The sequence below is a fragment of the Ruegeria sp. YTSA105 genome, assembly GCF_059610225.1.
Genome location: NZ_JBXWNE010000008.1, coordinates 34344 through 57126, shown reverse-complemented (window position 1 = coordinate 57126; position 22783 = coordinate 34344). Strand labels below are relative to the sequence as shown.

At 57.9% G+C, this 22783-nt stretch carries 22 protein-coding genes, 1 other RNA gene and 1 riboswitch; of the genes, 11 read left to right on the top strand and 12 right to left on the bottom strand.

The genetic code is table 11. The features are described 5' to 3' along the window. Positions 1 to 34: 34 nt before the first annotated feature. Both AC2FH2_RS11770 and AC2FH2_RS11765 read right to left on the bottom strand, forming a co-directional pair. Positions 35 to 424, bottom strand: a complete 390-nt coding sequence (locus tag AC2FH2_RS11770; protein ID WP_496823666.1) for a hypothetical protein — start codon at positions 422 to 424, stop codon at positions 35 to 37. A gap of 51 nt (positions 425 to 475) precedes the next feature. Beyond that, positions 476 to 1234, bottom strand: coding sequence for a DUF1013 domain-containing protein (locus AC2FH2_RS11765; protein ID WP_142636995.1), 759 nt, complete (start codon positions 1232 to 1234; stop codon positions 476 to 478). Between the two features lie 130 nt (positions 1235 to 1364). Between AC2FH2_RS11765 and AC2FH2_RS11760 the strand changes: the two genes are divergently transcribed. After that, positions 1365 to 1994: a ribonuclease T2 family protein gene (locus AC2FH2_RS11760; RefSeq protein WP_496823775.1), complete on the top strand. Its 630-nt coding sequence runs from the start codon at positions 1365 to 1367 to the stop codon at positions 1992 to 1994. Positions 1995 to 2135: 141 nt separating this feature from the next. Here AC2FH2_RS11760 and AC2FH2_RS11755 read toward each other — a convergent pair whose 3' ends face one another. From AC2FH2_RS11755 to AC2FH2_RS11740, 4 genes are all read right to left on the bottom strand, one after another. Next, positions 2136 to 2633 carry a thermonuclease family protein gene (locus AC2FH2_RS11755; RefSeq protein ID WP_496823664.1) on the bottom strand — a complete coding sequence of 166 codons (498 nt, stop codon included), beginning with the start codon at positions 2631 to 2633 and terminating at the stop codon, positions 2136 to 2138. A gap of 163 nt (positions 2634 to 2796) precedes the next feature. Beyond that, complete coding sequence (gene recR, locus AC2FH2_RS11750) at positions 2797 to 3390, bottom strand: recombination mediator RecR (RefSeq protein WP_142636989.1); 594 nt, start codon at positions 3388 to 3390, stop codon at positions 2797 to 2799. Between the two features lie 64 nt (positions 3391 to 3454). Beyond that, positions 3455 to 3799 carry a YbaB/EbfC family nucleoid-associated protein gene (locus AC2FH2_RS11745; protein WP_142636987.1) on the bottom strand — a complete coding sequence of 115 codons (345 nt, stop codon included), beginning with the start codon at positions 3797 to 3799 and terminating at the stop codon, positions 3455 to 3457. Positions 3800 to 3942: 143 nt separating this feature from the next. Beyond that, positions 3943 to 5694, bottom strand: coding sequence for a DNA polymerase III subunit gamma/tau (locus tag AC2FH2_RS11740; protein WP_271949774.1), 1752 nt, complete (start codon positions 5692 to 5694; stop codon positions 3943 to 3945). Positions 5695 to 5850: 156 nt separating this feature from the next. Between AC2FH2_RS11740 and AC2FH2_RS11735 the strand changes: the two genes are divergently transcribed. Further along, positions 5851 to 6351 carry a protein-tyrosine phosphatase family protein gene (locus AC2FH2_RS11735; protein WP_425595928.1) on the top strand — a complete coding sequence of 167 codons (501 nt, stop codon included), beginning with the start codon at positions 5851 to 5853 and terminating at the stop codon, positions 6349 to 6351. A 1-nt stretch (position 6352) separates the two neighbouring features. On the opposite strand, the gene AC2FH2_RS11730 is transcribed toward AC2FH2_RS11735, so the two are convergent. Further along, positions 6353 to 6757: a hypothetical protein gene (locus AC2FH2_RS11730; RefSeq protein ID WP_271949778.1), complete on the bottom strand. Its 405-nt coding sequence runs from the start codon at positions 6755 to 6757 to the stop codon at positions 6353 to 6355. Positions 6758 to 6840: 83 nt separating this feature from the next. Next, positions 6841 to 7060, bottom strand: a riboswitch (cobalamin riboswitch). 139 nt (positions 7061 to 7199) lie between these two features. Here AC2FH2_RS11730 and AC2FH2_RS11725 point away from each other — a divergent pair. Continuing rightward, positions 7200 to 8057 (top strand): alpha/beta hydrolase family protein, encoded by an 858-nt coding sequence (locus tag AC2FH2_RS11725; protein ID WP_282021949.1) that lies wholly within the window; start codon positions 7200 to 7202, stop codon positions 8055 to 8057. A gap of 21 nt (positions 8058 to 8078) precedes the next feature. Here the strand turns inward: AC2FH2_RS11725 and rsgA are convergent, their stop codons facing one another. The 3 genes from rsgA to AC2FH2_RS11710 form a co-directional block, all read right to left on the bottom strand. Then, entirely contained in the window at positions 8079 to 9107 is a 1029-nt protein-coding gene (rsgA, locus tag AC2FH2_RS11720) for a ribosome small subunit-dependent GTPase A (protein WP_496823661.1), read from the bottom strand. 158 nt (positions 9108 to 9265) lie between these two features. Then, an RNA gene (gene ffs, locus AC2FH2_RS11715) (signal recognition particle sRNA small type) lies at positions 9266 to 9364 on the bottom strand. A gap of 39 nt (positions 9365 to 9403) precedes the next feature. Next, the gene (locus AC2FH2_RS11710; protein ID WP_496823659.1) at positions 9404 to 11245 is read right to left on the bottom strand and encodes a 5'-nucleotidase C-terminal domain-containing protein; all 1842 of its coding nucleotides are present in this window, start codon (positions 11243 to 11245) and stop codon (positions 9404 to 9406) included. 195 nt (positions 11246 to 11440) lie between these two features. Here AC2FH2_RS11710 and nudC point away from each other — a divergent pair, with 195 nt between their 5' ends. From nudC to AC2FH2_RS11695, 3 genes are read left to right on the top strand one after another with little or no spacing between them, the layout of a single operon-like run. Beyond that, positions 11441 to 12421, top strand: coding sequence for an NAD(+) diphosphatase (gene nudC, locus AC2FH2_RS11705; RefSeq protein WP_496692479.1), 981 nt, complete (start codon positions 11441 to 11443; stop codon positions 12419 to 12421). Positions 12422 to 12461: 40 nt separating this feature from the next. Beyond that, positions 12462 to 12929, top strand: a complete 468-nt coding sequence (locus AC2FH2_RS11700; protein WP_142636970.1) for an SRPBCC family protein — start codon at positions 12462 to 12464, stop codon at positions 12927 to 12929. Positions 12930 to 12953: 24 nt separating this feature from the next. Next, positions 12954 to 13421 carry a GNAT family N-acetyltransferase gene (locus AC2FH2_RS11695; RefSeq protein WP_496823656.1) on the top strand — a complete coding sequence of 156 codons (468 nt, stop codon included), beginning with the start codon at positions 12954 to 12956 and terminating at the stop codon, positions 13419 to 13421. 1 nt (position 13422) lies between these two features. On the opposite strand, the gene AC2FH2_RS11690 is transcribed toward AC2FH2_RS11695, so the two are convergent. Further along, complete coding sequence (locus AC2FH2_RS11690; protein ID WP_271949791.1) at positions 13423 to 14256, bottom strand: prephenate dehydratase; 834 nt, start codon at positions 14254 to 14256, stop codon at positions 13423 to 13425. Between the two features lie 119 nt (positions 14257 to 14375). On the opposite strand from AC2FH2_RS11690, the gene AC2FH2_RS11685 reads away from it, so the two are divergent. The 5 genes from AC2FH2_RS11685 (at position 14376) to AC2FH2_RS11665 (ending at position 20740) form a co-directional block, all read left to right on the top strand. Next, a complete protein-coding gene (locus AC2FH2_RS11685; protein ID WP_142637256.1) occupies positions 14376 to 14885 on the top strand; it encodes a c-type cytochrome in 510 nt (169 codons plus the stop codon). Between the two features lie 174 nt (positions 14886 to 15059). Further along, positions 15060 to 16964, top strand: a complete 1905-nt coding sequence (locus tag AC2FH2_RS11680) for an extracellular solute-binding protein (RefSeq protein ID WP_185956686.1) — start codon at positions 15060 to 15062, stop codon at positions 16962 to 16964. A 9-nt stretch (positions 16965 to 16973) separates the two neighbouring features. Continuing rightward, positions 16974 to 18059, top strand: a complete 1086-nt coding sequence (locus AC2FH2_RS11675) for a microcin C ABC transporter permease YejB (RefSeq protein WP_142636962.1) — start codon at positions 16974 to 16976, stop codon at positions 18057 to 18059. Then, the gene (locus AC2FH2_RS11670; protein ID WP_142636960.1) at positions 18060 to 19166 is read left to right on the top strand and encodes an ABC transporter permease; all 1107 of its coding nucleotides are present in this window, start codon (positions 18060 to 18062) and stop codon (positions 19164 to 19166) included. Continuing rightward, a complete protein-coding gene (locus tag AC2FH2_RS11665; RefSeq protein WP_496709407.1) occupies positions 19163 to 20740 on the top strand; it encodes an ABC transporter ATP-binding protein in 1578 nt (525 codons plus the stop codon). The genes AC2FH2_RS11670 and AC2FH2_RS11665 overlap by 4 nt, the downstream gene beginning before the upstream one ends. A 19-nt stretch (positions 20741 to 20759) precedes the next feature. Here the strand turns inward: AC2FH2_RS11665 and AC2FH2_RS11660 are convergent, their stop codons facing one another. Then, positions 20760 to 22688: an elongation factor G gene (locus AC2FH2_RS11660; RefSeq protein WP_496823654.1), complete on the bottom strand. Its 1929-nt coding sequence runs from the start codon at positions 22686 to 22688 to the stop codon at positions 20760 to 20762. Positions 22689 to 22783 lie beyond the last annotated feature (95 nt).

Sequence of the window (22783 nt, the reverse complement as noted above, 5' to 3'; positions counted from 1 at the left end):
CCGCCCGGTGTGGACACCGGGCGGTTTTGCTTTGTCAGCTTGCTTCGCAATAACGCGGAAGTTTGAAGCGATACCTCGGTTCTCCGGATTCCACATAGACCCGCTTTTCGACACAGGCGCTTTGGCCGACGGTCTGGGAAATCGGGGCCTCGGTCGAAGTGATCGACGTCGCGGATCCGTCGGGTAAACGTACCGAGGCAATCACCCCGTTCTTGAGGTCGCCGTTGATAGCGGTGGCGGACAGAACCGGGACGGTCATGAAGGCTTCGTGTTCATGCGTGCCGTTGTCGTTCAGCAACAGCAGGGCTGCGGCAACCGCGATAACGCCTACGACACCGAACACGAGCAGGCCCCAGGTTCTTAGGAAGGCATAGATTGTCACGGCGCGGTGTGGGCCAAAAATGGCAGACAATATGTTCAGCATCAGAGTCTCGTCAAAAAAGCCCCGGCCAGTTTGACCGGGGCTGTCTGCGTATCAGAAACGCGGATCGCTTTCGTCTTCATCCTCGGCCTCGCCTTTGGGCAAGTTGAAGAAACTGTCGGCGTCGATGATCGGCTCTTCTTTCTCCTCGGGGGAGTCATCAGACAGCGAGAAGGTCTCGAGACCCTCGATCGCCGTTGGAATTTTGGGCGCTGCGTCCATTTCCAGTGACTGCTCGGTCGAAACCAGCTTGCGGCGCTCATCATCGCTCATGACGCCACCTTCAGCGGCTTTCTTGGCGGCGGCTTTCTGCACGATTGCGTCCAGCTCGGACTGTTTACACAAGCCCAGAGCGACGGGGTCAATCGGTTGCATGTTCGAGATGTTCCAGTGCGTCCGCTCGCGGATCGACTGGATGGTCGGCTTGGTGGTGCCGACCAGCTTGGCAATCTGACCGTCGCTGAGTTCGGGGTGGAACTTGACCAGCCACAGGATCGAGTTCGGACGGTCCTGACGCTTGGACAGCGGGGTATAGCGCGGGCCACGACGTTTTTCCTCGCCACTGGCAGCGGGGTTGAACTTGAGCTTCAGCTTGTGCAGCGGGTTGCCCTGCGCCACATCAATCTCTTCCTGCGTAAGCTGGTTGTTGGCGATCGGGTCGAACCCTTTCACGCCAGCGGCCACGTCGCCATCGGCGATGCCCTGCACTTCCAACTCGTGCATTCCTACGAAATCCGCGATCTGCTTGAAGCTGATCGTTGTGTTGTCTACTAGCCATACGGCTGTTGCCTTGGCCATAAGCGGTTTTGCCATCAGCCCGTCTCCTATGCATACATCTTTCCCGTCGCCGGAATTCGGCGGCCCCGTGATCTTGGGGCAGGTTTCCGTTGTCGGGGAACTTGGGCTGTATATAGTCGCGGCAGGGCAAGAAGGGAAGAGGCGAATGCGCTGGCTGGTTCTATGGGTTTTCAGTGCAATGACGGCGCTGGCCGAGGGTGAAAAACCGGGTGAGTTCGACTACTATGTCCTGGCACTTAGCTGGTCGCCGAACTGGTGTGCGCGCGAAGGCGACGCGCGTGGGTCCGATCAATGCGTTGTACGGCATGATCACGGCTGGATTCTACACGGGCTTTGGCCGCAATTCCATCAGGGCTGGCCATCTTATTGTCGAACGGCTGAGGCCCCGCCGACGCGGACCATGACCCGTGAAATGGAAGATATTCAGGGCAGTTCCGGCCTTGCCTGGCATCAGTGGAAGAAGCACGGCACCTGCTCGGGCCTGAGCGCTTCGGACTATTACATCTTGTCGCGGCAGGCCTATAGGTCGGTGGAGCGCCCAAAGGTGTTCCGCCAGTTGGACACATCTGTGAAGCTGCCCGCATCGGTCGTGGAAGAGGCGTTTCTGAAGGCCAATCCGGGCCTGGAGCGCGACATGATCACCGTCACCTGCAAACAAGGCTATATCGAAGAGGTGCGCCTGTGCCTGTCGCGCGAACTTGATCCGGTGCCGTGTGGCCGGGATGTGATCAAGGACTGCGCGGCCAAAGACGCGCTTTTTGATCCGATTCGTTAGGGTTTGCGGTAAAGGCGAGATGGTGGGTAATCGCAACTTCTACGTTGTTGCCACCGCATCCTGTTCAATAGCCAGATCGTGCCGAGGCTAAGGCCTACCTTGCTATTCCAAAGTCCTCAGGGCCACTGCGATACCATAAAGCTAGTCGGAATTGCGTTTCGGTTTTACTTCGGAATGGAACGCGCGCATGTTTCCCTTTTGGCGTGCGGCTGCCCGCCAGAGTTTCTTTCGCGCATCGCCCGGCTCTAAATGCGCGTATTCACCGCCGCAAAACTTGGGCCAGTTCAGAGCCAGTCCAAGTTTAACCAATTCTGCGGCGACATCAGTACCATCTGGAAGCGTGCACTTGGCGACGATCCGATCGTAGGAAACCTCTTCTTTGATTTCGGCTGTGATCATCATGCCTTTGCACATCTTGATCAGCGCAAACTTGGATTTCTTGCCCCAGGGATGCTCAAGCTCGGGCGCATCGATTCCGGCAACCCTGATCTTGGTGCCGCTTATCACGATCGTGTCGCCGTCGATTACGTGGCACTTGCCTTTGAGAGTCCGTGTGGTTGGATAAGCCGAGGGCGGCTGCTTTGACGGAACCGGTCGTGCTCCGGTGATCGCAGGTCGTTTAGTTGGTTGGAAGGGCACCACCCTGGATCGTTTGCGCGATGATTCGAACAGGGCCTTCAATATATATCTCAACATATGAAAAACGCATTCTAAATCTGCTTAATCGATGCGTAGAATGTTAGGCTGGATACAGTATTTGTGTAAACTTGATATTTGAATTCGACCAAGTGTCGAAGCTCAACTACAACTCCTTCCGCGCCCTCAGCGCCGCCGTAATCGTCCCGTCATCCAGGTAGTCCAACTCGCCGCCAATCGGCACGCCCTGCGCCAGCGAGGTCAGGCGCACCTGCCCGTCCAGTTGATCGGCTATATAGTGCGCGGTGGTCTGGCCATCGACAGTGGCGTTCAGCGCCAGAATGACTTCGGTGATCCCCTCGGCTGTGACCCGATCCTTGAGGCGAGGAATGCGCAGCTCATCCGGGCCGACTCCATCTAATGCCGACAAGGTGCCGCCCAGCACGTGATAGCGGCCTTTGAAAACCGCTGCGCGTTCCATCGCCCAAAGGTCGGCGACGTCTTCGACGACGCACAGCTCTCCGGTCGCGCGGACTTCGCTATCGCAGATGTCGCAGATATCCGAAGTGCCTACATTGCCGCAATTCAGGCACTCACGGGCAGTGATGGCAACCTGTTGCATCGCGTCCGCAAGCGGTGTCAGCAGAAGGGCGCGTTTGCGGATCAAATGCAGCACTGCGCGACGGGCCGAACGTGGGCCGAGGCCTGGCAGTTTGGCCATCAGGTCGATCAGATTGTCGATATCGCTGTTCGAACTCACTGCGCTTGCTCCTGCATAAGGGCCGGGCAGTTGGGCCCGGCCGGTATTTCGTCAGGAGTGCCTATCAGAACGGCAGCTTGATGTCTGCGGGCAGGCCCATACCTTCGGTCAGCTTAGCCATCTCAGCCTGCGACCGTTCTGCGGCCTTGGCCTGAGCATCTTTGACGGCGGCCAGGATCAGATCTTCGACCACTTCCTTGTCGTCGCCGTTAAAGATTGACGGGTCGATATCGAGACCTTTCAGCTCTCCCTTGGCCGTGGCTGTTGCCTTGACCAGCCCTGCACCGGATTCGCCGACAACCATGATGGTATTCAGCTCTTCCTGCATATCCGTCATCTTGGTCTGTAGATCCTGCGCGGATTTCATCATCTTGGCCATGTCACCCAGGCCGCCGAGTCCTTTGAGCATCGGTATTCTCCTAATATCCGGTTTGACGCCTAAATACGGGCGCGGTCGGCGCGGCACAAGGGCCGAGCTGGCTCCCGCCCGTCGTCAAGGCCTTTCCTCCCGTTGGGCCCGGGAGGTTTCCAGTTGGGTCAGATGGGACGGTTTCAGTCTTCCTCGAACGGGTCCCATTCGTCTTCGACCTCGGGCAGCGCCTCGGTTTCTACTTTGGCGGCACGTTCTTCCGGTGTTTCAATCCGCTTGATGCGTGCCTTCGGAAATTGCATGAGCACCGCCTGAACCAACGGGTGTTTCTCAGCCTCTGCTTTCAACGCCAGCTCGGCGGCGTCTCGAATCTCGGCGATGGTCGCAACCTCACCATCGGCTACAATCGACACAGCCCAGCGGTTGCCAGTCCATCGTTGCAGCGACGAACCCAGTCTCGCTGCCAGATCTGTGGGTGCGTTTTGTGTCGGGGTGAATTCGATCCGCCCCGGTTGGTAAGAAACCAGCCGCACCCCGTTTTCGACCTCGACCAGAAGTTTCACATCCCGATTGGTGCGGATCAATTCAACCACGTGGTCAAAACTCGGATACCGTGCCAGCGCCGATTGGATATCATGGGCCAGAGCGGCCGACGGCGCGCCGGCAGGGCTGCTAGTTGCGGACACGTAAGAAGATGATGCCGCTGGTACCGGAGCCTGAGAGGGCACGGCCATACCACCGCCCGGACCACCATTCGGAGGCGGTGGCGGGTTGTCCTGCAGGCGCTTGATCAGCTCTTCGGGGCTGGGCAAGTCGGCAACATGGGTCAGGCGGATAACGGCCATTTCAGCAGCCATCATGGCATTTGGCGCGGCCGATACCTCTTCCAGCGCTTTCAGCAACATCTGCCACATCCGGGTCAAAACGCGCATTGGCAGGGCCTCGGCCATTTGCTGACCACGGGCACGTTCATCAGGGGAAACCGTCGGGTCCTCGGCTGCGTCTGGCGTGATCTTCACAACCGAAACCCAGTGCGTGATTTCGGCCAGGTCACGCAGCACGGATAGCGGATCGGCCCCTTCGGCATATTGCCCGCCCAATTCAGTCAGCGCGCTTGCTGCATCCCCTCGCAGGATCATTTCCATCAAGTCCAATACCCGGCCCCGGTCGGCCAGACCCAGCATCGCGCGCACCTGATCGGCGCTGGTTTCACCGGCCCCATGGCTGATTGCCTGATCCAGCAGCGAAGTTGCGTCGCGCGCCGACCCTTCGGCCGCGCGGGTGATCAGCGCCAGGGCATCCTCCGCGATCTGCGCCTTCTCAGCCGCTGCGATCTTATTGAGCAGGCCAATCATGTCCTCGGGTTCGATCCGGCGCAGGTCAAATCGTTGGCACCGCGACAGAACAGTCACCGGGACTTTGCGGATTTCGGTCGTGGCAAAGATGAACTTCACATGCGCAGGAGGTTCTTCCAACGTCTTGAGCAGCGCGTTGAACGCGCTGGTCGAAAGCATGTGAACTTCGTCGATGATGTAGATCTTATAGCGCGCACTGGCGGCACGATAGCGCACCGAGTCGATGATTTCGCGAATGTCATTTACGCCGGTGCGGCTGGCGGCGTCCATCTCCATCACATCGACATGGCGGCCTTCCATGATGGCGACGCAATGTTCGCACTGGCCGCAAGGTTCGGTCGTGGGCTTGCCTTGCCCATCAGGACCGATGCAGTTCATGCCCTTGGCGATGATCCGGGCCGTGGTCGTCTTACCGGTGCCGCGGATGCCAGTCATGATGAAGGCTTGCGCAATCCGGTCGGCCTCGAACGCGTTTTTCAGCGTGCGCACCATTGCGTTCTGACCGACGAGGTCAGCAAAAGTTTCCGGGCGGTATTTCCGCGCGAGAACCTGATAGGCGGGGCTGGGCGTGTCGGTCATGTCTGCTCTGTTGGATTCGTGTCAGGTTTGCAGCGTAGAGACCCCCGCCGTCCGCGTCCACCGCGCGCGAAAAGGAATTTCGTTTTGGCAAGTTGCATCAGAGCCGGTAAATCATGAGGGGCTTCAGCCCCATGTGGTGATGCAGGAAAAGGAGCTGTGTTGGAGAGTTTTGCAATTCACCCTCTTGGATTGGGCAAAGGGCAGATCGCTCTGTGCCCACTGCCGGGTGTCACGGGCGATTATGCTGGGGATTTCGCAGTAATCCGGGATTGGGCGCCGGACCTGGTCATCTCGATGACGACCTCGGATGAGTTCCAGCATTCCGGCGGGCTGTCATTCGAGGCGGACCTGCAGTGCGAACGGATTGCCTGGGTTCACCTTCCAATCCGCGATTTCGGCGTCCCCACGCCTGAGGTTGAGGCGCTTTGGCCGCAAGCCAGTGAGGCGGCCCAACATGTCCTTGCCAGCGGTGGCAAGGTGCTGGTGCATTGCCGCGGTGGGTGCGGTCGCTCGGGGATGGTTGTGATGCGGCTAATGGTGGAATGCGGCGAAGCGCCTGGCCAAGCGCTTCGGCGGTTGCGTGCGGTGCGGCCCTGCGCGGTGGAAACCGACGCGCAAAAGGACTGGGCCGGGTTGCCGGCCCGAACCCTTCCCTGATTCAGGCAGACACTTGATACGGAATACTGTCGCTGCGCGGCGGCAGGGTCGAAACGTCGAGCATCGCACAGGGTGGTTCTGACAGAAAACCAGCGGATTTCTGGATGAACTCCGGCCCGAACATCATGTCGCCATAGGCGTCCAGCATTTCTGTCGGCGTGTCCGTACTGGTGCCGCAATAGACCCTGATCTGTTCTGATTGGGCCCGAAAACGGGCCGTGCAGCCTTCGGTGCAATGGGTCAGATCGCTAGTGCCTTCGACCTCGAATGTTTTGGATGCTGCAGGCGTTGCCGTCGCCATCGCCTCGGCCATGGCGCGTGCCATTCGGGCCAGGGCGGGGCAGGGTTTCCCGGTCCTCTGACAGACGGTTGCGGTGAATTCATGTGTCTTTGTCTTCCAGATCATAATGCGCCCTCCGCGCGCAGGACGAAGGGTGAGGATCAGGTGTGACAGCGCGCTGACGACCTGCCCGGACACCCCGCCCGAGTTTCGGTTTCGATACGATGGCAGGTCTCCTGACTTGCGGGTCGTCGCTTTGCCGACCTTCCCAGCCCTGGGGCCAGTGGTATTTCGGCATTGCTCACCGCTTACAGTTGCGGGGGCAGTCGCGGAGTTGGCCCTTTCCGGCATCGCCGGGGCAGACCGCACCGTGTTCCCTTTTCATCCCGCCCCAATTCCGGGGCAAGAACCATCACCACATCGCTAGCGGCTATGCAGACCCCGAGTCAAGCCACCTGTTGGGGTTCAAACCGGACGTTTGGTCATCTTGATGAAATCTTGACTCTGGTGGCCGAAATCGGGCCGATTGTTGAGTGAACCGAGTAGTTCAGAATTTGTCGGAAGCGCCATGCTTGATACCACGCCCTGCGTCCAGACTAAGGACTTTGATTTTGCCTCAGGCTCTGCCAGCCTGTCGGCGCGGCTGTATCTGCCTGAAACCGAGCCGAAGGTCGCCGTGGTGATTCACAGCGCAACTGCAGTGCCGCGCGAATATTACCAGCATTTTGCCCGTTGGCTGGCCGCCGAACAGGGTATTGCCTGTTTGACCTATGACTACAGCGATTTCGGGCATTCGCTGCGCGACAAACTCAAAACCTCCGAGGTGACCATGGCGGATTGGGCCTTGGTCGACATGCCCGCCGCACGGGCTGAGATGCGCAGGCGGTTCCCGGACGCTTTGCAGTGGAGCATCGGTCATTCCCTTGGTGGTTTGCTGGGGCCGGTGCAGCCAGACATTGATCAGATCGACCGGATGATCTGTGTATGTTCGGGGCTGGTTACTCTGTCCGACCATCCCTGGCCCTATCGCGGGCTGGCGTGGATGTTCTGGCATGTGCATGGGCGTCTGGCAGTGAATGCGCTGGGCTATCTGCCGGGCAAAGCGGTGGGGATCGGTGCCGATTTGCCTGGTCCGGTCTATTGGCAATGGCGTAGCTGGTGCACGGCGCCGCAGAATTATGTGCCGCAGATCGGTGACGCTCTGCCCGAAGCGAGATGGGCGCAATCGAATACGCCGGTGGACCTGTTCACCTTCGAGGACGACCAGATGGTGCCGCCAGACGCTGTCTGGCGGCTTGCCGATCTGTATGGACCAAAGGCGCGGCGGCATCTGCTGTCTCCGAAAGAGATCGGAGTGCCCGAGATCGGTCATATCGGTGCCTTTGCCCGCAGAAATCAGGCGCTTTGGCCCCGGTTGATTGCCTGAAGACGCGCTTTTCCGTCCCCGTTAGGGTCTGTTGCGAGACTTTTTGTCATGCATGACAGACCGCACCATTTTACCAAAGGCTTTGTCGCGCGCCCGGGATTGCGCAAGGGTTTCAGAGTTCCTCTGATCCTCGCGCCGCAGCTTGTTCCAGCGTACCAGCCGGTCCGGCGAGAGCAGGCCATCGGCAATCGCCTCTTGCACGGCGCAACCGGGTTCGGCCTGATGCTGGCAATCTGAAAACCGGCAGGTCGCAGCCAATTCCAGAAGGTCTGAGAAAACCTCATCCACGCCGTCTTGGGCATCCATCAAACGCAGGGCGCGCATTCCTGGCGTATCAATCAGCCACCCCCCGTTTCGCATCGGGTGAAGCGCACGATGGGTCGTGGTGTGGCGACCCCGTGCGTCATCCTCGCGGATCCCCGCCGTTGCCCCGGCCTGACCAGTCATGGCGTTCGCCAATGTGGTTTTGCCGACACCGGATGAGCCGACCAAAGCAGCAGTTTGCCCGGCAGGGCACCAGGACAGGATCGGATGAATCTCTGACGCCTCCAGCGCGTTGACGGTTAGAACGGTCAGAAACCGAGCCAGCGAACTGGCCTGACTGGCATAGCTCTCTGGGTCAGGGCAGCTGTCGGCCTTGGTCAGGACAACAACCGGATAGCACCCGGCCTGATGCGCCAGCGCCAGATAACGCTCAAGCCGTGCCAGATTGAAATCGGCATTGCAGGAACTGACGATATACAGCACATCCACATTCGCCGCGATCAGCTGAACCTGCGCACCGGTGCCTGCGGCCCGGCGTTGCAAGAGGCTTTTGCGCTCCAAAAGATGCCGAATGCGGTTTTGATCATCCGCAAGGACCCAATCGCCAACCGCAAATTCGCCGGTTGATCGGTCAGGGGTCAGATCAGATGTGCCGCCAAGCGCATTCAGGCCGATCAGGCGATCACGATGGACGGCGTTGATGCGATGCGGTGTGCAGGTAGGGTTCACAGCATGTTGGGCTGCAAAATGAGAGGACCATCCCAGGTCCGAAAGTGTTTTGGACATTGTTCTGCCTGTGTTCAGATACAGGAAACCATCAGGGTGGCAGGCGCGCACCCATCGGTAACGTGTTCAGGCAAAAGCGGGGGTTAGTCCCGGAAACGCTCTGCCCGAAGGGTCATTGCTACAATCATAAAGTCCCTCCTGCGGCAGTCGTTGCGCGTAAGTGAGAGGTTGGACATCGACCCAAGCGGGGCTCGTTGTGGCTGCTTCCTTCCGGATCTGACCAGGTTGGCGAGGCGCTCGCCCGCGCCAACCTCTCGAGGGTGGATATAGGCAGTTGGCCGGAAAAACACAACCCGTCAGAAGGTCAGAAGAATCCGTAAAAAGCCATTTCCGTCAGTTCCAAGGACTTGTGGATCAAATTCCTGAATGTCCTGCAGATGTCGGTGGGCATTTGGACCGGTGCGTAAGATCGCCTGCGTACCCGTGTTACTAGTGATTCTGAAGGGTTCCTGGGCCTCTTCCAGCGGATCGCTGACCAAGGTGCCTGACAGATAATCCAGCAGGGCTTGCTGGACCGGCAGGATGGGCATGTCGATACGTTGCGCATTACCCGCAAATGGGAAATGCCCGCCCCCGCTGGCGCGATAATTGTTAAGCGCGACGGCAAATTGCTGATCCGGTGCAATGGGGGTGGCACCGACCAGAACCTCTGAAACACGCCGGTTTTCGGCATTGATCAAGGTGCCCATATCGTCGAAACGCGGAGGTTGTGTCAGATCAATTCTGCAGGACAGCCCGTATAGCACATCAAAGTTGTGACCCACCCGATTTTCGCAAATAAGTTCGGATGCAGATCCGGTCGAAATCTGGTTGAAAACAGCTGCGGACATCTCAAGCCAGTCCACGATTTGGTCACCGGATACAATGACACCCTGCAATTCGTTTGGAAAAACATGCAGGTCAACCACGTTACGCAGGAATATCTCGCCAGGCTTAACATCCGTATAGAATCGCGGCCCGGCCCGACCGCCGAATTTCGAAGGTGAAACCGCCGATAAAATCGGAATATCTGCCAGGTCGGTATCGGACATACACAGACGTAACGCGGCAGCCTGGGCGGCGGCGACCAGCCTCAGCCCACGGTCCTCGGCGCAAAAGCTGAAATAGCTGTGCAGATGGTGCGGGGTGCGGCCGACCGGCTGGCCCGCTCGCCTGCGGGTTTCGGCATGACCAGAGGAAAACAGATGCAACAATTCCGGATCTTCGGGCGCCAGTGATACCATTTCGTCGGGACGCCCTGCAGATATCGGTCGTAGCGCCGCCCGGGCTTCGCCAACGGTCCAGCCGCCGCGCTCTGCCGAGTGAAGTTTCAAGTCGATCACCCCCAGATGTGATCCGGCCGTTCCGGGTAAGACAACTGGTTTGCCATGCACCAGAGTGTTTTCAGAGCCGGCCTTGACGGGATAGGTCAAATGGGAATGACCAGCAATTATTGCGTCGATACCTTCGATTTCGGCCAGCGGAATAATCGCGTTTTCCATATTCCGTTGTGACCTGTCCGGTCCGAAACCGGTATGGGCCAGCGCGATGATCAGGTCGCAATTTTCGTCTTGGAGCTTTCTGACTTTGTTTGCCGCACAAGTCAGGATGTCCTGAGTGGTAAGGGTGTCGTGCAGCTTGTGCGCCTCCCATTGCGCTGTCTGAGGCGGGAGGACCGAAAAAACCCCAATTTTCAAGGCCATAGGTGTCGGCGAGCCAGGGATCTCTTTGTGCAAAATGACATGATCTTGCCAGATCTGAGGCCCATTCGTGCGCAAGGCGTTGCTGCTGAGCACAGGGCAGGGGGCGTCAGAGATAACGTGCTGTAAGAATTGAAGCCCGAATCCGAAGTCGTGGTTTCCCAGGCCAATCGCGTCATATCCCAGGCTGCCGAAGGCCTGCATCAGGATGTGCGGCGCATTGGCGGGATCGGCAGCCCAATCCCCCAACGGTGTACCCTGCAGAGCGTCTCCGTTGTCGAAGAGCAAGACGATATCTCCGTCTGCCTCAGCCTCGTTCCGCGCCTGCCGGATCAGGCTGGCCGTTCGGGTCAATCCGATCGTAGGTTCGTCTTGATCCGCGTAATAATCAAAACTGCACAGGTTCATGTGCAGATCGGTGGTCGCCAAAATCCGGATACCTACAGACTGATCAGACAAATGCGAAATTGTTTTTAATACTCTACTTTTGGCAGTTTTATGAATAACAACTTCAACAAAAAGCATAGTAAGTGCAAATTTTTTTATGCACTTGCGGTAATTTGACGGGATCGCCTCGGTTTTCGGTCGTGGAATTGTCGTTGCAACACCGAAGCTGTCATGGCAGCCCTGTGCAGGCGAACCAGAGGAATTTAAATGAAGAACGCGGAACAGGTAACGTTTGGTGGATCAGGGCTGGATCGTGCCGCACATCTTCGCGGAGACGTCGACACGATGGCAGCAGCGCGAGCACATCCGAAAGCGAAATGCCTGTTGCTGTGGCGCGGAAAGCTGCTGGTTCAAGGAGAGGCCCTTGATCAACTCTGCTTGTTACCTGTCTTGCATGAGCTGATCGCAAATGGTCCCGGTGGGATCGTCCCAGCGCCAGTATTGCTTGGTCTCTCGGATGAAGTTCCGGTTTTTGCCTTTGATATATCCGATTGGATGCCCGAGGGCGTTGACCTGTCCGAGCTTGGGGCATTCTTCGACCGATCAGAGCAACAGCACCCGGATTTGCCTGAAGGTCAGGTTTTTGTCGAATTGCGCCGCATCATGGCGCGCCTTTCCCCACGTGATGCCGAACTTTCGGCTTCCGCCAAGGCGGTCATCGCCTGGCATGAAACCCATAGGTTTTGCGCCCGTTGCGGCGCCGCCAGCGAGATGTCGCAAGCAGGATGGCAACGCAGTTGCCCGTCGTGTGGGGGGCAGCATTTCCCACGCACCGACCCGGTCGTCATCATGTTGATCACATATGGGAATTCGGTGCTGATGGGGCGATCCCCGGGATGGCCTGAAGGGATGTATTCGCTACTGGCCGGATTTGTCGAACCCGGAGAAACGCTGGAAGCGGCGGTGCGCAGAGAGGTGATGGAAGAGGCCGGTGTCCCCGTCGGGCAAGTAACCTATCTTTCCAGCCAGCCCTGGCCCTTTCCGGCGTCACTGATGTTTGGCTGTGCAGGCGAGGCATTGTCGCAAGAAATCACTATAGATCCGGTTGAAATCGAAGATGCGATATGGGTGAATAAGGCTGAAATGATGCAGGTCTTTGCTGGGGAACATCCCAGCCTTCTGCCAGCGCGCAAAGGCGCGATTGCGCATTTTCTGCTGCAAAACTGGCTTGCAGATACGCTCGACTGACAAAATACTGGGCGAATAGGCAAGAGAACGATAACCCACCATGCAATTCTCCGCACGTGAAGATATTCAGGCCCCCGTCAACGCAGTGTTCGAAATGTTTGCGGATTTCGAACGGTTCGAGCGGATGGCAATGCGCCGCGGGATCGAGGTCCGGCGTTTGTCAGGGCATATGGGCGTTGTGCCCGGTACATCCTGGGAGACCGAGTTCCGTATGCGCGGAAAGCCTCGGCGCGTGGAAATCAATATGGCCGAATGTGATCCACCGACCCATATGCGGTTCGAGGCGGCAAGCAAGGGAATGAATGGCTCAACCAGGGTCGAGTTTCTGGCCCTGTCGCAACGTAGAACCCGGCTGACCGTGGATATGTCGCTATCGGCCAAATCCCTGCCTGCACGGCTGTTGCTGCAATCGCTCAGATTGGGTCAGTCGCGGTTCCGGCGACAGTTTCAGGCCCGCCTCAGCGAATTCGCGCGGGAAATGGAAGAACGTCATCTGCACGGTTCTTGAGAATTCCGAGACAAGAGGCCCTGAATGTCTGATGTGATATTGCGCAGCGCTGTTGTGGATGACGCCAAAGGTATTTCCGAGGTCCTGCAAGAGATCGTGACCGCCGGTAAGCGCACCAAACCCAGCGATGAGGGTTTTGCCAAAGAGCATTACATCAGCCACCACGGCAGCATCCAATGCACCGTGGCGGTGCAGGGTTCACAGGTATTGGGCTTTCAGGCGCTGAAACTGGCCGTCGACGGAAACCCTTATGGCGTAACAGCCGGTTGGGGCATCATCGGAACACATATACGTCCATCAGTCGCGCGCATGGGGGTCGGGCGGGCCCTATTTCAGGAAACGCTGCTGGCGGCCCGCGCCGCAGGTCTGCCTGCAATAGACGCGACCATTGGCGCGCAAAATGCCGAAGGCCTGGCCTATTACGCGGCCATGGGATTTGTCGATTACCGCTCACATGAAGGGGCGATGTGCAAGAAATACCGGCTGGGTTGAGCTAGCCGCGCGGCTGGACTGCCGGATAGACGCCCAGAATCTCGACATTGGTGGTAAAATGTTCCAGCTCTTCCAGGGCCAGTTGCACATTGCGATCGTCCGGGTGCCCGACAATATCCGCATAGAACTGAGTGGCCGTGAACGACCCGTCGACCATATAGCTTTCCAGCTTGGTCATGTTGACACCATTGGTGGCGAACCCGCCCATCGCCTTATACAGCGCGGCCGGGATGTTGCGGACCTGAAACACAAAGCTGGTGATCATCCCATGCGCCCCGCGCCGCGACAGGTCCGCATCGCGTGACATGATCAAAAAACGCGTGGTGTTGTCGTCGCTGTCCTCGATATGGCGGGCAAGGACGTTCAGGTTATAGATCTCTCCGGCCAACTCGCTGGCCAGCGCGGCAGAATGCAGTTCGGCAGCCTCGGAAACCTCGCGCGCGGCGCGGGCATTGTCCGGGCTGACGCGTCCGTGAATGCCGTGCTGCTTCAGGAACCCAGCGCATTGTGGCAGCAGTACCAGATGCGAATGCGCTTCGGTGATGTCGCTCAGCTTGGCACCGGGGACGGCCAACAAATTGATGTGTACGCGAACAAAAGCTTCGTCGATGATATGCAACCCGCTATGGGGCAGCAGGCGGTGAATATCGGCCACCCGCCCATAGGTCGTATTTTCGACCGGAAGCATCGCCAGGTCTGCTTTGCCGGACCGAACTGATTCGATCACATCCTCAAATGTGCGGCAGGGCAGGGCCTCCATATCGGGACGAGCGTTTCGGCATGCCTCGTGGCTATAGGCACCGGGTTCTCCCTGAAATGCGATACGTTTTGTCATTTGGTCGATTCCGTGCAACAAGTTCCAGAATTGGGCGTTTAGTCGCGGTGTCTATACCTTGCCTCTTGTAAGGGGAAGCCTTAGACACCCCGCAGACAGCTGAAATGGACTCGCGATCAATGTTCGACACGATGACAGTTACCAAGGCCGCAGCAGGCCTGTTTGGCACCTTCCTGGTGCTGCTTCTGGCCAAATGGGCCGCAGAAGAGCTTTACCACGCCGATGCCCATGGCGAGACGGCTTCGTACATCATCGAAACCGAAAGCGCAGGCGAAAGCGCCAACGGTGAAGAGGTAGTATTTGAAGAGCTGCTGGCCGCCGCCGACGTTGAAAAAGGCGCCAAAGTTTTCCGCAAGTGTACCGCGTGTCACAAGCTGGAAGACGGTGCAAACGGCACAGGCCCCTATCTGTATGGTGTCGTTGACCGCCCTGTCGCAACGGCCAGCGGTTTTACCGGCTATTCGGCACCGATGCAGGCCCATGGCGGCAACTGGACACCCGAAGCACTGGATGCCTTCCTGACCAAGCCAAGCAGCTATATCTCGGGCACATCCATGAGTTTTGCTGGCCTGAAAAAACCGCAGGACCGTGCCGATCTGATTGCCTATCTGCAGACAATCGGCAACTGATGCCAGACCGGCACATCTGAAATTCAAAGCCGCTGCCCCGTGCAGCGGCTTTTTTTGTATGAAGAAACCTTCACAATGCGCTCACGCATTCTAAACTTGAATCAGTCAACGCTGGACCTTTAGCTTCGTTCAGGCGCAAGACTATAAGAAGTGACGCAACAGGGGATGAGCCAAATGGAATCCAACCGACAGATTGTTCAGGCACGTGCATTGGATTTCAGAGGTTGGTTGACCATACCGATTACCGGCTTTTTGCTGCTTGCGCTCATGACCTCTCAACTGTTTGCCGAAGAGACCATCATCAAAAGCCACGGATTCTCGGAATTTGGCGATTTGAAATACCCTGAAGGGTTTGCCCATTTCGATTATGTAAATCCTGATGCGCCGCGCGGCGGAGAGTTGTCTTATGCAGCGCAAGGGACATTTGACAGTTTCAACCCCTACACGCGGCAGGGCCGCGCGGGTGCGCGTTCGGCGGATCAGTATGAATCCCTGATGGTCGCGTCCTATGATGAAACGGCCACTTACTACGGTCTGCTGGCAGAAAGCCTTGAATACCCGGAAAGCCAGGATTGGGTCATCTTCAACATGCGACCTGAGGCGCGGTTTTCCGATGGAACCCCGGTGACTGCCGAAGATGTTGTGTTTTCGCATAATCTGCTGCTGGAACAGGGGTTAAAATCCTATGCCGACGCCGTCCGCGAGATGATTCCGCGTGCCGAAGCGCTGGATGATCATCGGGTTAAATTCTACTTCGCACCGGATATCCCGCGCCGTGGCCTAATAAGTCAGGTTGCCGGGACATCTGTGTTTTCCAAGGCCTGGTTTGAGGCAGACCCCGAAAACCGGCGGCTCGACAAATCCCGGCTTGAGCCCGGTATCGGATCCGGACCTTATGTTTTGGACAGCTATGACATCAACCGGCGCATCGTCTACAAGCGCAACCCGGACTATTGGGGCGACCACGTTAATGTGAATGTTGGCCGCAACAACTATGACTCCATCCGGATCGAATATTTCGCGGACTCGATTGCTGCGATGGAAGGGTTCAAGGCGGGCACGTTCACACTGCGCCAGGAAAACAACTCGAAAAGCTGGGCAACGGCCTATGATTTTCCTGCCATAGCAAACGGAACAGTGGTTCGGGTAGAGCTGGAAGACGGGGATGTCCCCAACGCTTCGGGCTTTGTCATGAACCTGGACCGGCCGCAATTTCAGGATCCCAAGGTGCGCGAAGCCGTCCAGTTAGGGTTCAACTTCGAATGGACGAATGAAAGCTTGCAATATGGCCTGTTTCAGCAGCGCGACTCATTCTGGCAGGGAACTCACCTAGAGGCGACGGGGCTGCCCGAGGGGCGTGAACTGGAGGTTCTGCAAAGCCTGGGCGATGCGCTGGACCCTGCGGTACTGACCGACCAACCGGTCGTTGCCCATGAATCCCGCGCTGAGCGTCAGAATGATCGTCGCAATCTGCGCGCCGCGATGAAGCTGCTGGATGAGGCCGGTTGGCAGGTGGGCGAAGACGGTATCCGCCGAAATCAAAACGGTGAAGTTCTGGCCATAGAATTTCTGTCAGACCAGCCGACTCTTGATCGTATAATCCAGCCATTTGTCGCTAACCTGAGGACGATGGGCATAGATGCAACCTACAATCGTGTGGACAATGCGCAATTCACCCTGCGCCGCCGTGACCGGGATTTCGACATGATTTTCGGCGGGTACCCAAGTTCGCTGCAACCTTCGACGGGACTGTACCAGCAATTCGGAACCGAGGCGGCCTCGTATTCCGTATTCAACCCGTCCGGCGCGCACGGCCCGGATATTGAACCGTTGATCGACAACATCGTGGCAGCGACCAACAGCGAAGAGTTGTTTGCCAATGTTCGCGCCCTGGACCGTGTTCTGCGGGCCAAGCGGATCATGGTGCCCACTTGGTATTTGGGCAAATACTGGGTTGCCTATTGGGACATGTATGAATACCCGGAAAACCTGCCGCCTTATTCATTGGGAGTCGAAGACCTGTGGTGGATCAACGCCGAGCAGGAAGCCCAGTTGAAATCCTCCGGCGCCTTGAGGTAATCCGCCCAAATGGGAGCATATATTCTAAGACGCCTGCTGCTGGTCATTCCCACACTGCTGGGAATCATGATCGTCAACTTCACCCTTGTGCAGTTTGTGCCAGGCGGCCCGATTGAACAGATCATCGCCCAGATGGAGGGTGGTGGAGATGTATTTGAAGGTATCGCTGGCGGTGGTGGCGATATTGAGCAGCAGACCGGCGGAACAAATGACCGCTATATCGGCGGGCGTGGCTTGCCGCCTGAATTCATCGAAGAACTGGAAAAAGAATTCGGGTTCGACAAACCGCCCTTGGAACGGTTTCTGAATATGATGGGTAATTACCTGACTCTGGATTTTGGCGAGAGCTATTTCCGGTCGATCAGTGTGACCGATCTGGTGCTGGAAAAGATGCCGGTGTCTATTTCGCTAGGGCTTTGGTCGACGCTGATTGCCTATCTGGTGTCGATCCCTCTGGGTATTCGCAAGGCGATCAGGGACGGATCAAGCTTTGACACCTGGACCAGTGGCGCCATCATCGTGGCCTATGCCATCCCAGGATTTCTGTTCGCTATTTTGCTGCTGGTGCTATTTGCCGGTGGGTCCTATTGGCAGATCTTTCCGTTGCGGGGGCTTACCTCGGATAACTGGGACAGCCTGAGTGTATTTGGCAAGATTGCCGATTACTTCTGGCATATCGCGTTGCCGATCCTGGCGCTGACCATCTCGGCCTTCGCAACGCTCACCTTGCTGACCAAAAACTCGTTTCTGGACGAGATTAAAAAGCAATATGTCATGACCGCCCGCGCCAAGGGCCTGAGCGAAAGCCGGGTGCTGTACGGCCACGTGTTCCGCAATGCGATGCTGATCGTAATCGCGGGTTTTCCGGCCGTCTTCATCGGTGTTTTTTTCGGAGGGTCAATCATCATCGAAACCATCTTTTCGCTGGATGGATTGGGTCGCCTTGGGTTCGAGGCGGCGGTCGCGCGCGATTACCCGGTTATCTTTGGAACGCTGTTCATCTTTGGCCTGATGGGTTTGGTGGTCGGCATCATCAGTGATCTGATGTATGTGTTGGTTGATCCGCGCATCGACTTTGAAAAGCGGGAGGGGTAAATGGCGCTTTCCCCCCTGAATCAGCGCCGGTGGCGCAACTTCCGTCGCAATGGCCGGGCGTTCTGGTCGCTGATCATCTTCTCGATCCTGTTCGGCCTGTCGCTATTTGCTGAATTTATCGCAAATGACAAACCGATCCTGGTGAAATACCGCGGTGAGCTTTATACGCCGATCTTCAATTTCTACCCAGAGACCGAGTTTGGCGGTGATTTCCAAACCGAAGCAATCTATCGCGACCCCGAAGTGCGTTGTCTGATAGACAGTGGCGGTTTGGATCAGTGCTTTGACGATCCTGACGGCATTATCGAACAGATCGAGGCCGGATCCTTTGCCGCCGACGGGTTCGAGCGCGGCTGGGCCATCTGGCCGCTGATCCCATACTCTTTCAAAACCAGCGTTGATCGGCCGGGCGCCGCCCCGCTGCCGCCCAATGGTCAGAACCTGTTGGGCACCGATGACACCAAGCGCGATGTGCTTGCACGGGTGATCTATGGGTTCCGTCTGTCCATTCTGTTCACGCTGATGGTCACAGGTGTCGCCAGCCTGATCGGTATCTTCGCAGGCGCAATTCAGGGCTTTTTTGGCGGCTGGCTGGATTTGATCTTTCAACGGATCATCGAGATTTGGTCGGCCACCCCATCGCTTTATGTGATCATCATCATGTTCGCTATTCTAGGGCGCAGTTTCTGGTTGCTGGTGTTGCTTATGATCCTGTTCAGCTGGACCGGATTGGTTGGCGTTGTTCGAGCTGAGTTCCTGCGGGCGCGAAACCTTGAATATGTCCGGGCGGCACGGGCGTTGGGCGTCAGCAACAGGACGATCATGTTTCGCCACATGCTGCCCAATGCAATGGTCGCCACGCTGACCTTCATGCCCTTCATCGTCACCGGAACGATTGGCGGGCTGGCCTCGCTGGATTTTCTGGGCTTCGGCCTGCCGTCCTCGGCTCCGTCACTTGGCGAGCTGACCTTGCAGGCAAAACAGAACTTGCAGGCCCCTTGGCTGGCCTTTACCGCCTTTTTCACCTTTGCCATCATGCTGTCGCTTCTGGTCTTCATTTTCGAAGGCGTCCGCGATGCGTTTGATCCCAGAAAGACCTTCTCATGAGCCTGCTGGATGTAAACAACCTCAAGGTTTCGTTCCGGCAGGACGGGCAGGTCAGTGCGGCGGTCAAGGGCGTGTCCTTCACGGTGGATCGTGGGGAAACCGTGGCTTTGGTAGGGGAATCCGGGTCCGGAAAATCTGTGACCGCCTTGTCGACCGTCTCGCTGTTGGGAGACAGCGCGATTGTCGAAGGTTCGGTGAAATATGACGGGCAAGAGATGATCGGGACGTCCGAGCAACATCTGATGGATGTGCGCGGCAACGACATCAGCTTCATCTTTCAAGAACCGATGACATCGTTGAACCCGTTGCACACGATCCAGAAGCAGATGGCAGAATCGCTGGCGCTGCATCAGGGGGTGGTGGGCGACGCGGCCCGTGATCGGATTGTCGAGTTGCTGACGAAGGTTGGTATCCGGGATCCGAAGGATCGGTTGGACAGCTATCCGCACCAACTTTCGGGCGGACAGCGGCAGCGCGTCATGATCGCCATGGCGCTGGCCAATAAGCCGGACATTCTGATCGCAGATGAACCGACCACGGCGCTGGACGTGACCATTCAGGCACAGATACTCGAGTTGCTGGCAGACCTGCAGAAAGCCGAAAACATGGGAATGCTGTTCATCACCCATGACCTTGGCATCGTGCGCCGGATCGCCGACCGAGTTTGCGTCATGAAGGACGGAGAGATTGTCGAAGCCGGTGCAACCGCGGACATCTTCGAGAACCCTCAGCATCCCTATACCCGGAAATTGCTGGCGGCCGAACCGTCGGGCCAACCCGATCCGGTCGCCGCGGATGCAGAAGAGGTCGCCCGCACCGATCACCTGAAAGTCTGGTTCCCGATCCAGCGCGGCTTTCTCAAGCGAACTGTCGGCCATGTTAAGGCGGTGAATGACGCCAGCCTCAGCGTGCGCGCCGGCGAAACCGTGGGGATCGTGGGCGAAAGCGGGTCGGGCAAGACCACGTTGGCGCTGGCCATCATGCGGCTGATCGCGTCCGAGGGTGGTATCACATTTCGCGACCAGGATGTGCGCCGTTGGTCCACACGCGAATTGCGCCGGTTGCGCAAGGATATGCAGATTGTGTTTCAGGACCCGTTTGGCAGCCTGAGCCCGCGCATGACCTGTATGCAAATCATCGCCGAGGGTCTGGCAATCCACAAGGTTGATCCACACCGCGCCCCGCGCGATCTGGTGGCGGATGTGATGACGGAAGTGGGGTTGGACCCGGCGTCGATGGACCGGTATCCGCACGAGTTCTCGGGCGGGCAGCGGCAGCGTATCGCCATCGCACGTGCGATGGTGCTCCGTCCCAAACTTCTGGTGCTGGATGAGCCGACAAGCGCGCTGGACATGACGGTTCAGGTGCAGATCGTAGACTTGCTGCGAGATCTGCAGCGGAAATACGGGTTGGCATATCTGTTCATCAGCCATGACCTAAAAGTTGTCCGGGCGATGTCACATAATGTCATCGTTATGCGGAACGGTGACGTGATTGAAATGGGCGCTGCCGAAGACCTGTTCGAAAACGCGCAGACAGATTACACCCGCGAATTGATTGCCGCAGCGGGCTGAAGCCCGCTCTCCGTGTTTTTCACGCGTTTGCGGTTTCCCGTGTTGTCGCTTTCGGTATCGGGCCGCGCAGTTCTTCATAGTGATCAAAGCTTAACTTTACCCAACCGGTGCCGCGCGTGGCGCTGGCCAGGGTGCGATGCAACTCATCCTCGGCCACGGCAGGGAGTTGGGCATTGAAAATCTCCCAGCCCGAAGCGTTGGGGTTGCCTTCGAATCCCAGCACTTGACCCTGTAAGGAACTGATCGTGGGGACAAGGTCGCCGACAAAATCGGATGGCAGGTGAATCTCTGCGTTCAGAATGGGTTGCAGGACCACCGGTTTGGCCTGAGGCAGCGCCTCGCGTACGGCGTTCTTGCCTGCGGTGCGGAAAGCATAATCGGAACTGTCCACATTGTGGTGTTTGCCGTCACTCAGCGTGATTTTGACATCAACAACAGGGAAGCCCTCAGGCCCCTGCTCCAGCGCGTCCTTGGCTCCGTGTTCAACTGAGGGAATATAGTTGCGCGGCACCGAACCGCCTTTCACGATCTCTTCGAACTGAAACCCTGATCCGCGCGGCATGGGCGTGACCGAGATCACGACATCTGCAAACTGACCCGCACCACCGGATTGCTTGCGGTGACGGTGGCGGTGTTCGATGGGCGCACGGATGGTTTCGCGATAGGCGGTCTCGATCGGGTCGGCCACGATTTCGATCCCGAAATCTTCGGCCAGTTTGGCGGTGATCCGGCGCATGTGCTGCGGGCCTTGAGAGCCCAGCACCGCATGGCCGCTCAGCTCATCCTGCTCCAGATGGAGACCGGGGTCGATCTCGACCAGACGGGTCAGAGCGTTCGACAGGCGCACGTCATCTCGCTCATGCGCGGGTGATACGATCTGACGTTGGGCGACTGGATGTGATGATGCCCATTCCGGCAACGGAGATTCGGATTTGCTGTCGTAAATATTGCCGGGGATCAGGTGATCGGATTTCACGGCCAGCCCGATCTGACCTGCCTCCAGCCCGGAAATCTGGGTCTTGGCGTCAAGTGTCGTCAGATTGCCGACCGTCTCACCTCCCAAAGCTTCATGCGCACGCACGCCATCTCCCAAGCCACGAAGGACGATGATCTTGCCGATATGTTTCTTCACGTCCGCGAATCCCGCAATGGCGCGGGCAGTCTCGGTGGCCTCATCGCGGTTGGCGGCAAGGTTGAACTCAGGGGCTTCGTGCCGCAGGGCTTTCATCAGGCGGGTCAGGCCATTGCCATGGCTGGCCGCGCCCAGACAGGCGGGGATCAACTGGTGGTTCTGCAAAACCTGCGCGGCCAGATCGTAGATCTCGGCACTTGCGGGCTGTTTGTCTTCGATCAGCTGCTCTAACAGGTGATCGTCAAAGTCCGACAGCGTCTCTAGCAGCTCGGTGCGGGCTTCTTGTTCGCGGTCCTCGACCGAGTGCGGCAGTTCGATCAGGGCCGAGGGCTGGCCTTCCTGATATTTCCAAGCCCGCTCCGAGATCAGGTCGACCGCGCCGACTATTGTCTCACCGTCGCGAATAGGGACCTGACGTAGGGCGATGTGGTGGGTGCAGTAGGTCTGTAGCGCGGCGATGATATCCCGGATACGGCCATTTGGGGCATCCATCCGATTGATGAACAGGAAACAGGGAATGCCCGCCTCTTCAACCAGCCGCAGATAGGGCGCGCACAAGACAGCCGCGTCTGGGTCCGGCGGGACAACCACAACCGCCGCATCCGAAATCGCCATGGCTGGTCCGACATAACCCAGATTGTCGCTGCCCCCGTCCACATCGATCGCGCACCAGGGCTCGTCCAAGTAAGAAAAACCGTGCAAGTGCACGGTTCCGGAGACATCGAATGTGGTGGGTCGGTTGTCGAGGCGGCTTATGGCCTCGACCAGGGTTGTCTTGCCAGATTGGCTGGGGCCGAGGACGGTGAATACGCGCATGAGTGATGTCCCTCTTTTCAGGTTGCAGTAATACCTGCACGAAAAGGGCCGACCCACACGGCTGCGTGGGCGAGGACTGACTGCGAATTCACCTG

What these genes read in the sequence shown, in the direction of transcription:
- AC2FH2_RS11695 (WP_496823656.1), top strand. Translation starts at nt 12,954, where the DNA reads ATGTCTGATGTGATATTGCGCAGCGCTGTTGTGGATGACGCCAAAGGT.
- AC2FH2_RS11760 (WP_496823775.1), top strand. Translation starts at nt 1,365, where the DNA reads ATGCGCTGGCTGGTTCTATGGGTTTTCAGTGCAATGACGGCGCTGGCC.
- AC2FH2_RS11690 (WP_271949791.1), bottom strand. Translation starts at nt 14,256, where the DNA reads ATGACAAAACGTATCGCATTTCAGGGAGAACCCGGTGCCTATAGCCAC.
- AC2FH2_RS11685 (WP_142637256.1), top strand. Translation starts at nt 14,376, where the DNA reads ATGTTCGACACGATGACAGTTACCAAGGCCGCAGCAGGCCTGTTTGGC.
- AC2FH2_RS11680 (WP_185956686.1), top strand. Translation starts at nt 15,060, where the DNA reads ATGGAATCCAACCGACAGATTGTTCAGGCACGTGCATTGGATTTCAGA.
- AC2FH2_RS11765 (WP_142636995.1), bottom strand. Translation starts at nt 1,234, where the DNA reads ATGGCAAAACCGCTTATGGCCAAGGCAACAGCCGTATGGCTAGTAGAC.
- AC2FH2_RS11740 (WP_271949774.1), bottom strand. Translation starts at nt 5,694, where the DNA reads ATGACCGACACGCCCAGCCCCGCCTATCAGGTTCTCGCGCGGAAATAC.
- AC2FH2_RS11700 (WP_142636970.1), top strand. Translation starts at nt 12,462, where the DNA reads ATGCAATTCTCCGCACGTGAAGATATTCAGGCCCCCGTCAACGCAGTG.
- AC2FH2_RS11675 (WP_142636962.1), top strand. Translation starts at nt 16,974, where the DNA reads ATGGGAGCATATATTCTAAGACGCCTGCTGCTGGTCATTCCCACACTG.
- AC2FH2_RS11670 (WP_142636960.1), top strand. Translation starts at nt 18,060, where the DNA reads ATGGCGCTTTCCCCCCTGAATCAGCGCCGGTGGCGCAACTTCCGTCGC.
- AC2FH2_RS11660 (WP_496823654.1), bottom strand. Translation starts at nt 22,688, where the DNA reads ATGCGCGTATTCACCGTCCTCGGCCCCAGCCAATCTGGCAAGACAACC.
- AC2FH2_RS11745 (WP_142636987.1), bottom strand. Translation starts at nt 3,799, where the DNA reads ATGCTCAAAGGACTCGGCGGCCTGGGTGACATGGCCAAGATGATGAAA.
- AC2FH2_RS11665 (WP_496709407.1), top strand. Translation starts at nt 19,163, where the DNA reads ATGAGCCTGCTGGATGTAAACAACCTCAAGGTTTCGTTCCGGCAGGAC.
- AC2FH2_RS11730 (WP_271949778.1), bottom strand. Translation starts at nt 6,757, where the DNA reads ATGATCTGGAAGACAAAGACACATGAATTCACCGCAACCGTCTGTCAG.
- AC2FH2_RS11725 (WP_282021949.1), top strand. Translation starts at nt 7,200, where the DNA reads ATGCTTGATACCACGCCCTGCGTCCAGACTAAGGACTTTGATTTTGCC.
- AC2FH2_RS11770 (WP_496823666.1), bottom strand. Translation starts at nt 424, where the DNA reads ATGCTGAACATATTGTCTGCCATTTTTGGCCCACACCGCGCCGTGACA.
- rsgA (WP_496823661.1), bottom strand. Translation starts at nt 9,107, where the DNA reads ATGTCCAAAACACTTTCGGACCTGGGATGGTCCTCTCATTTTGCAGCC.
- nudC (WP_496692479.1), top strand. Translation starts at nt 11,441, where the DNA reads ATGAAGAACGCGGAACAGGTAACGTTTGGTGGATCAGGGCTGGATCGT.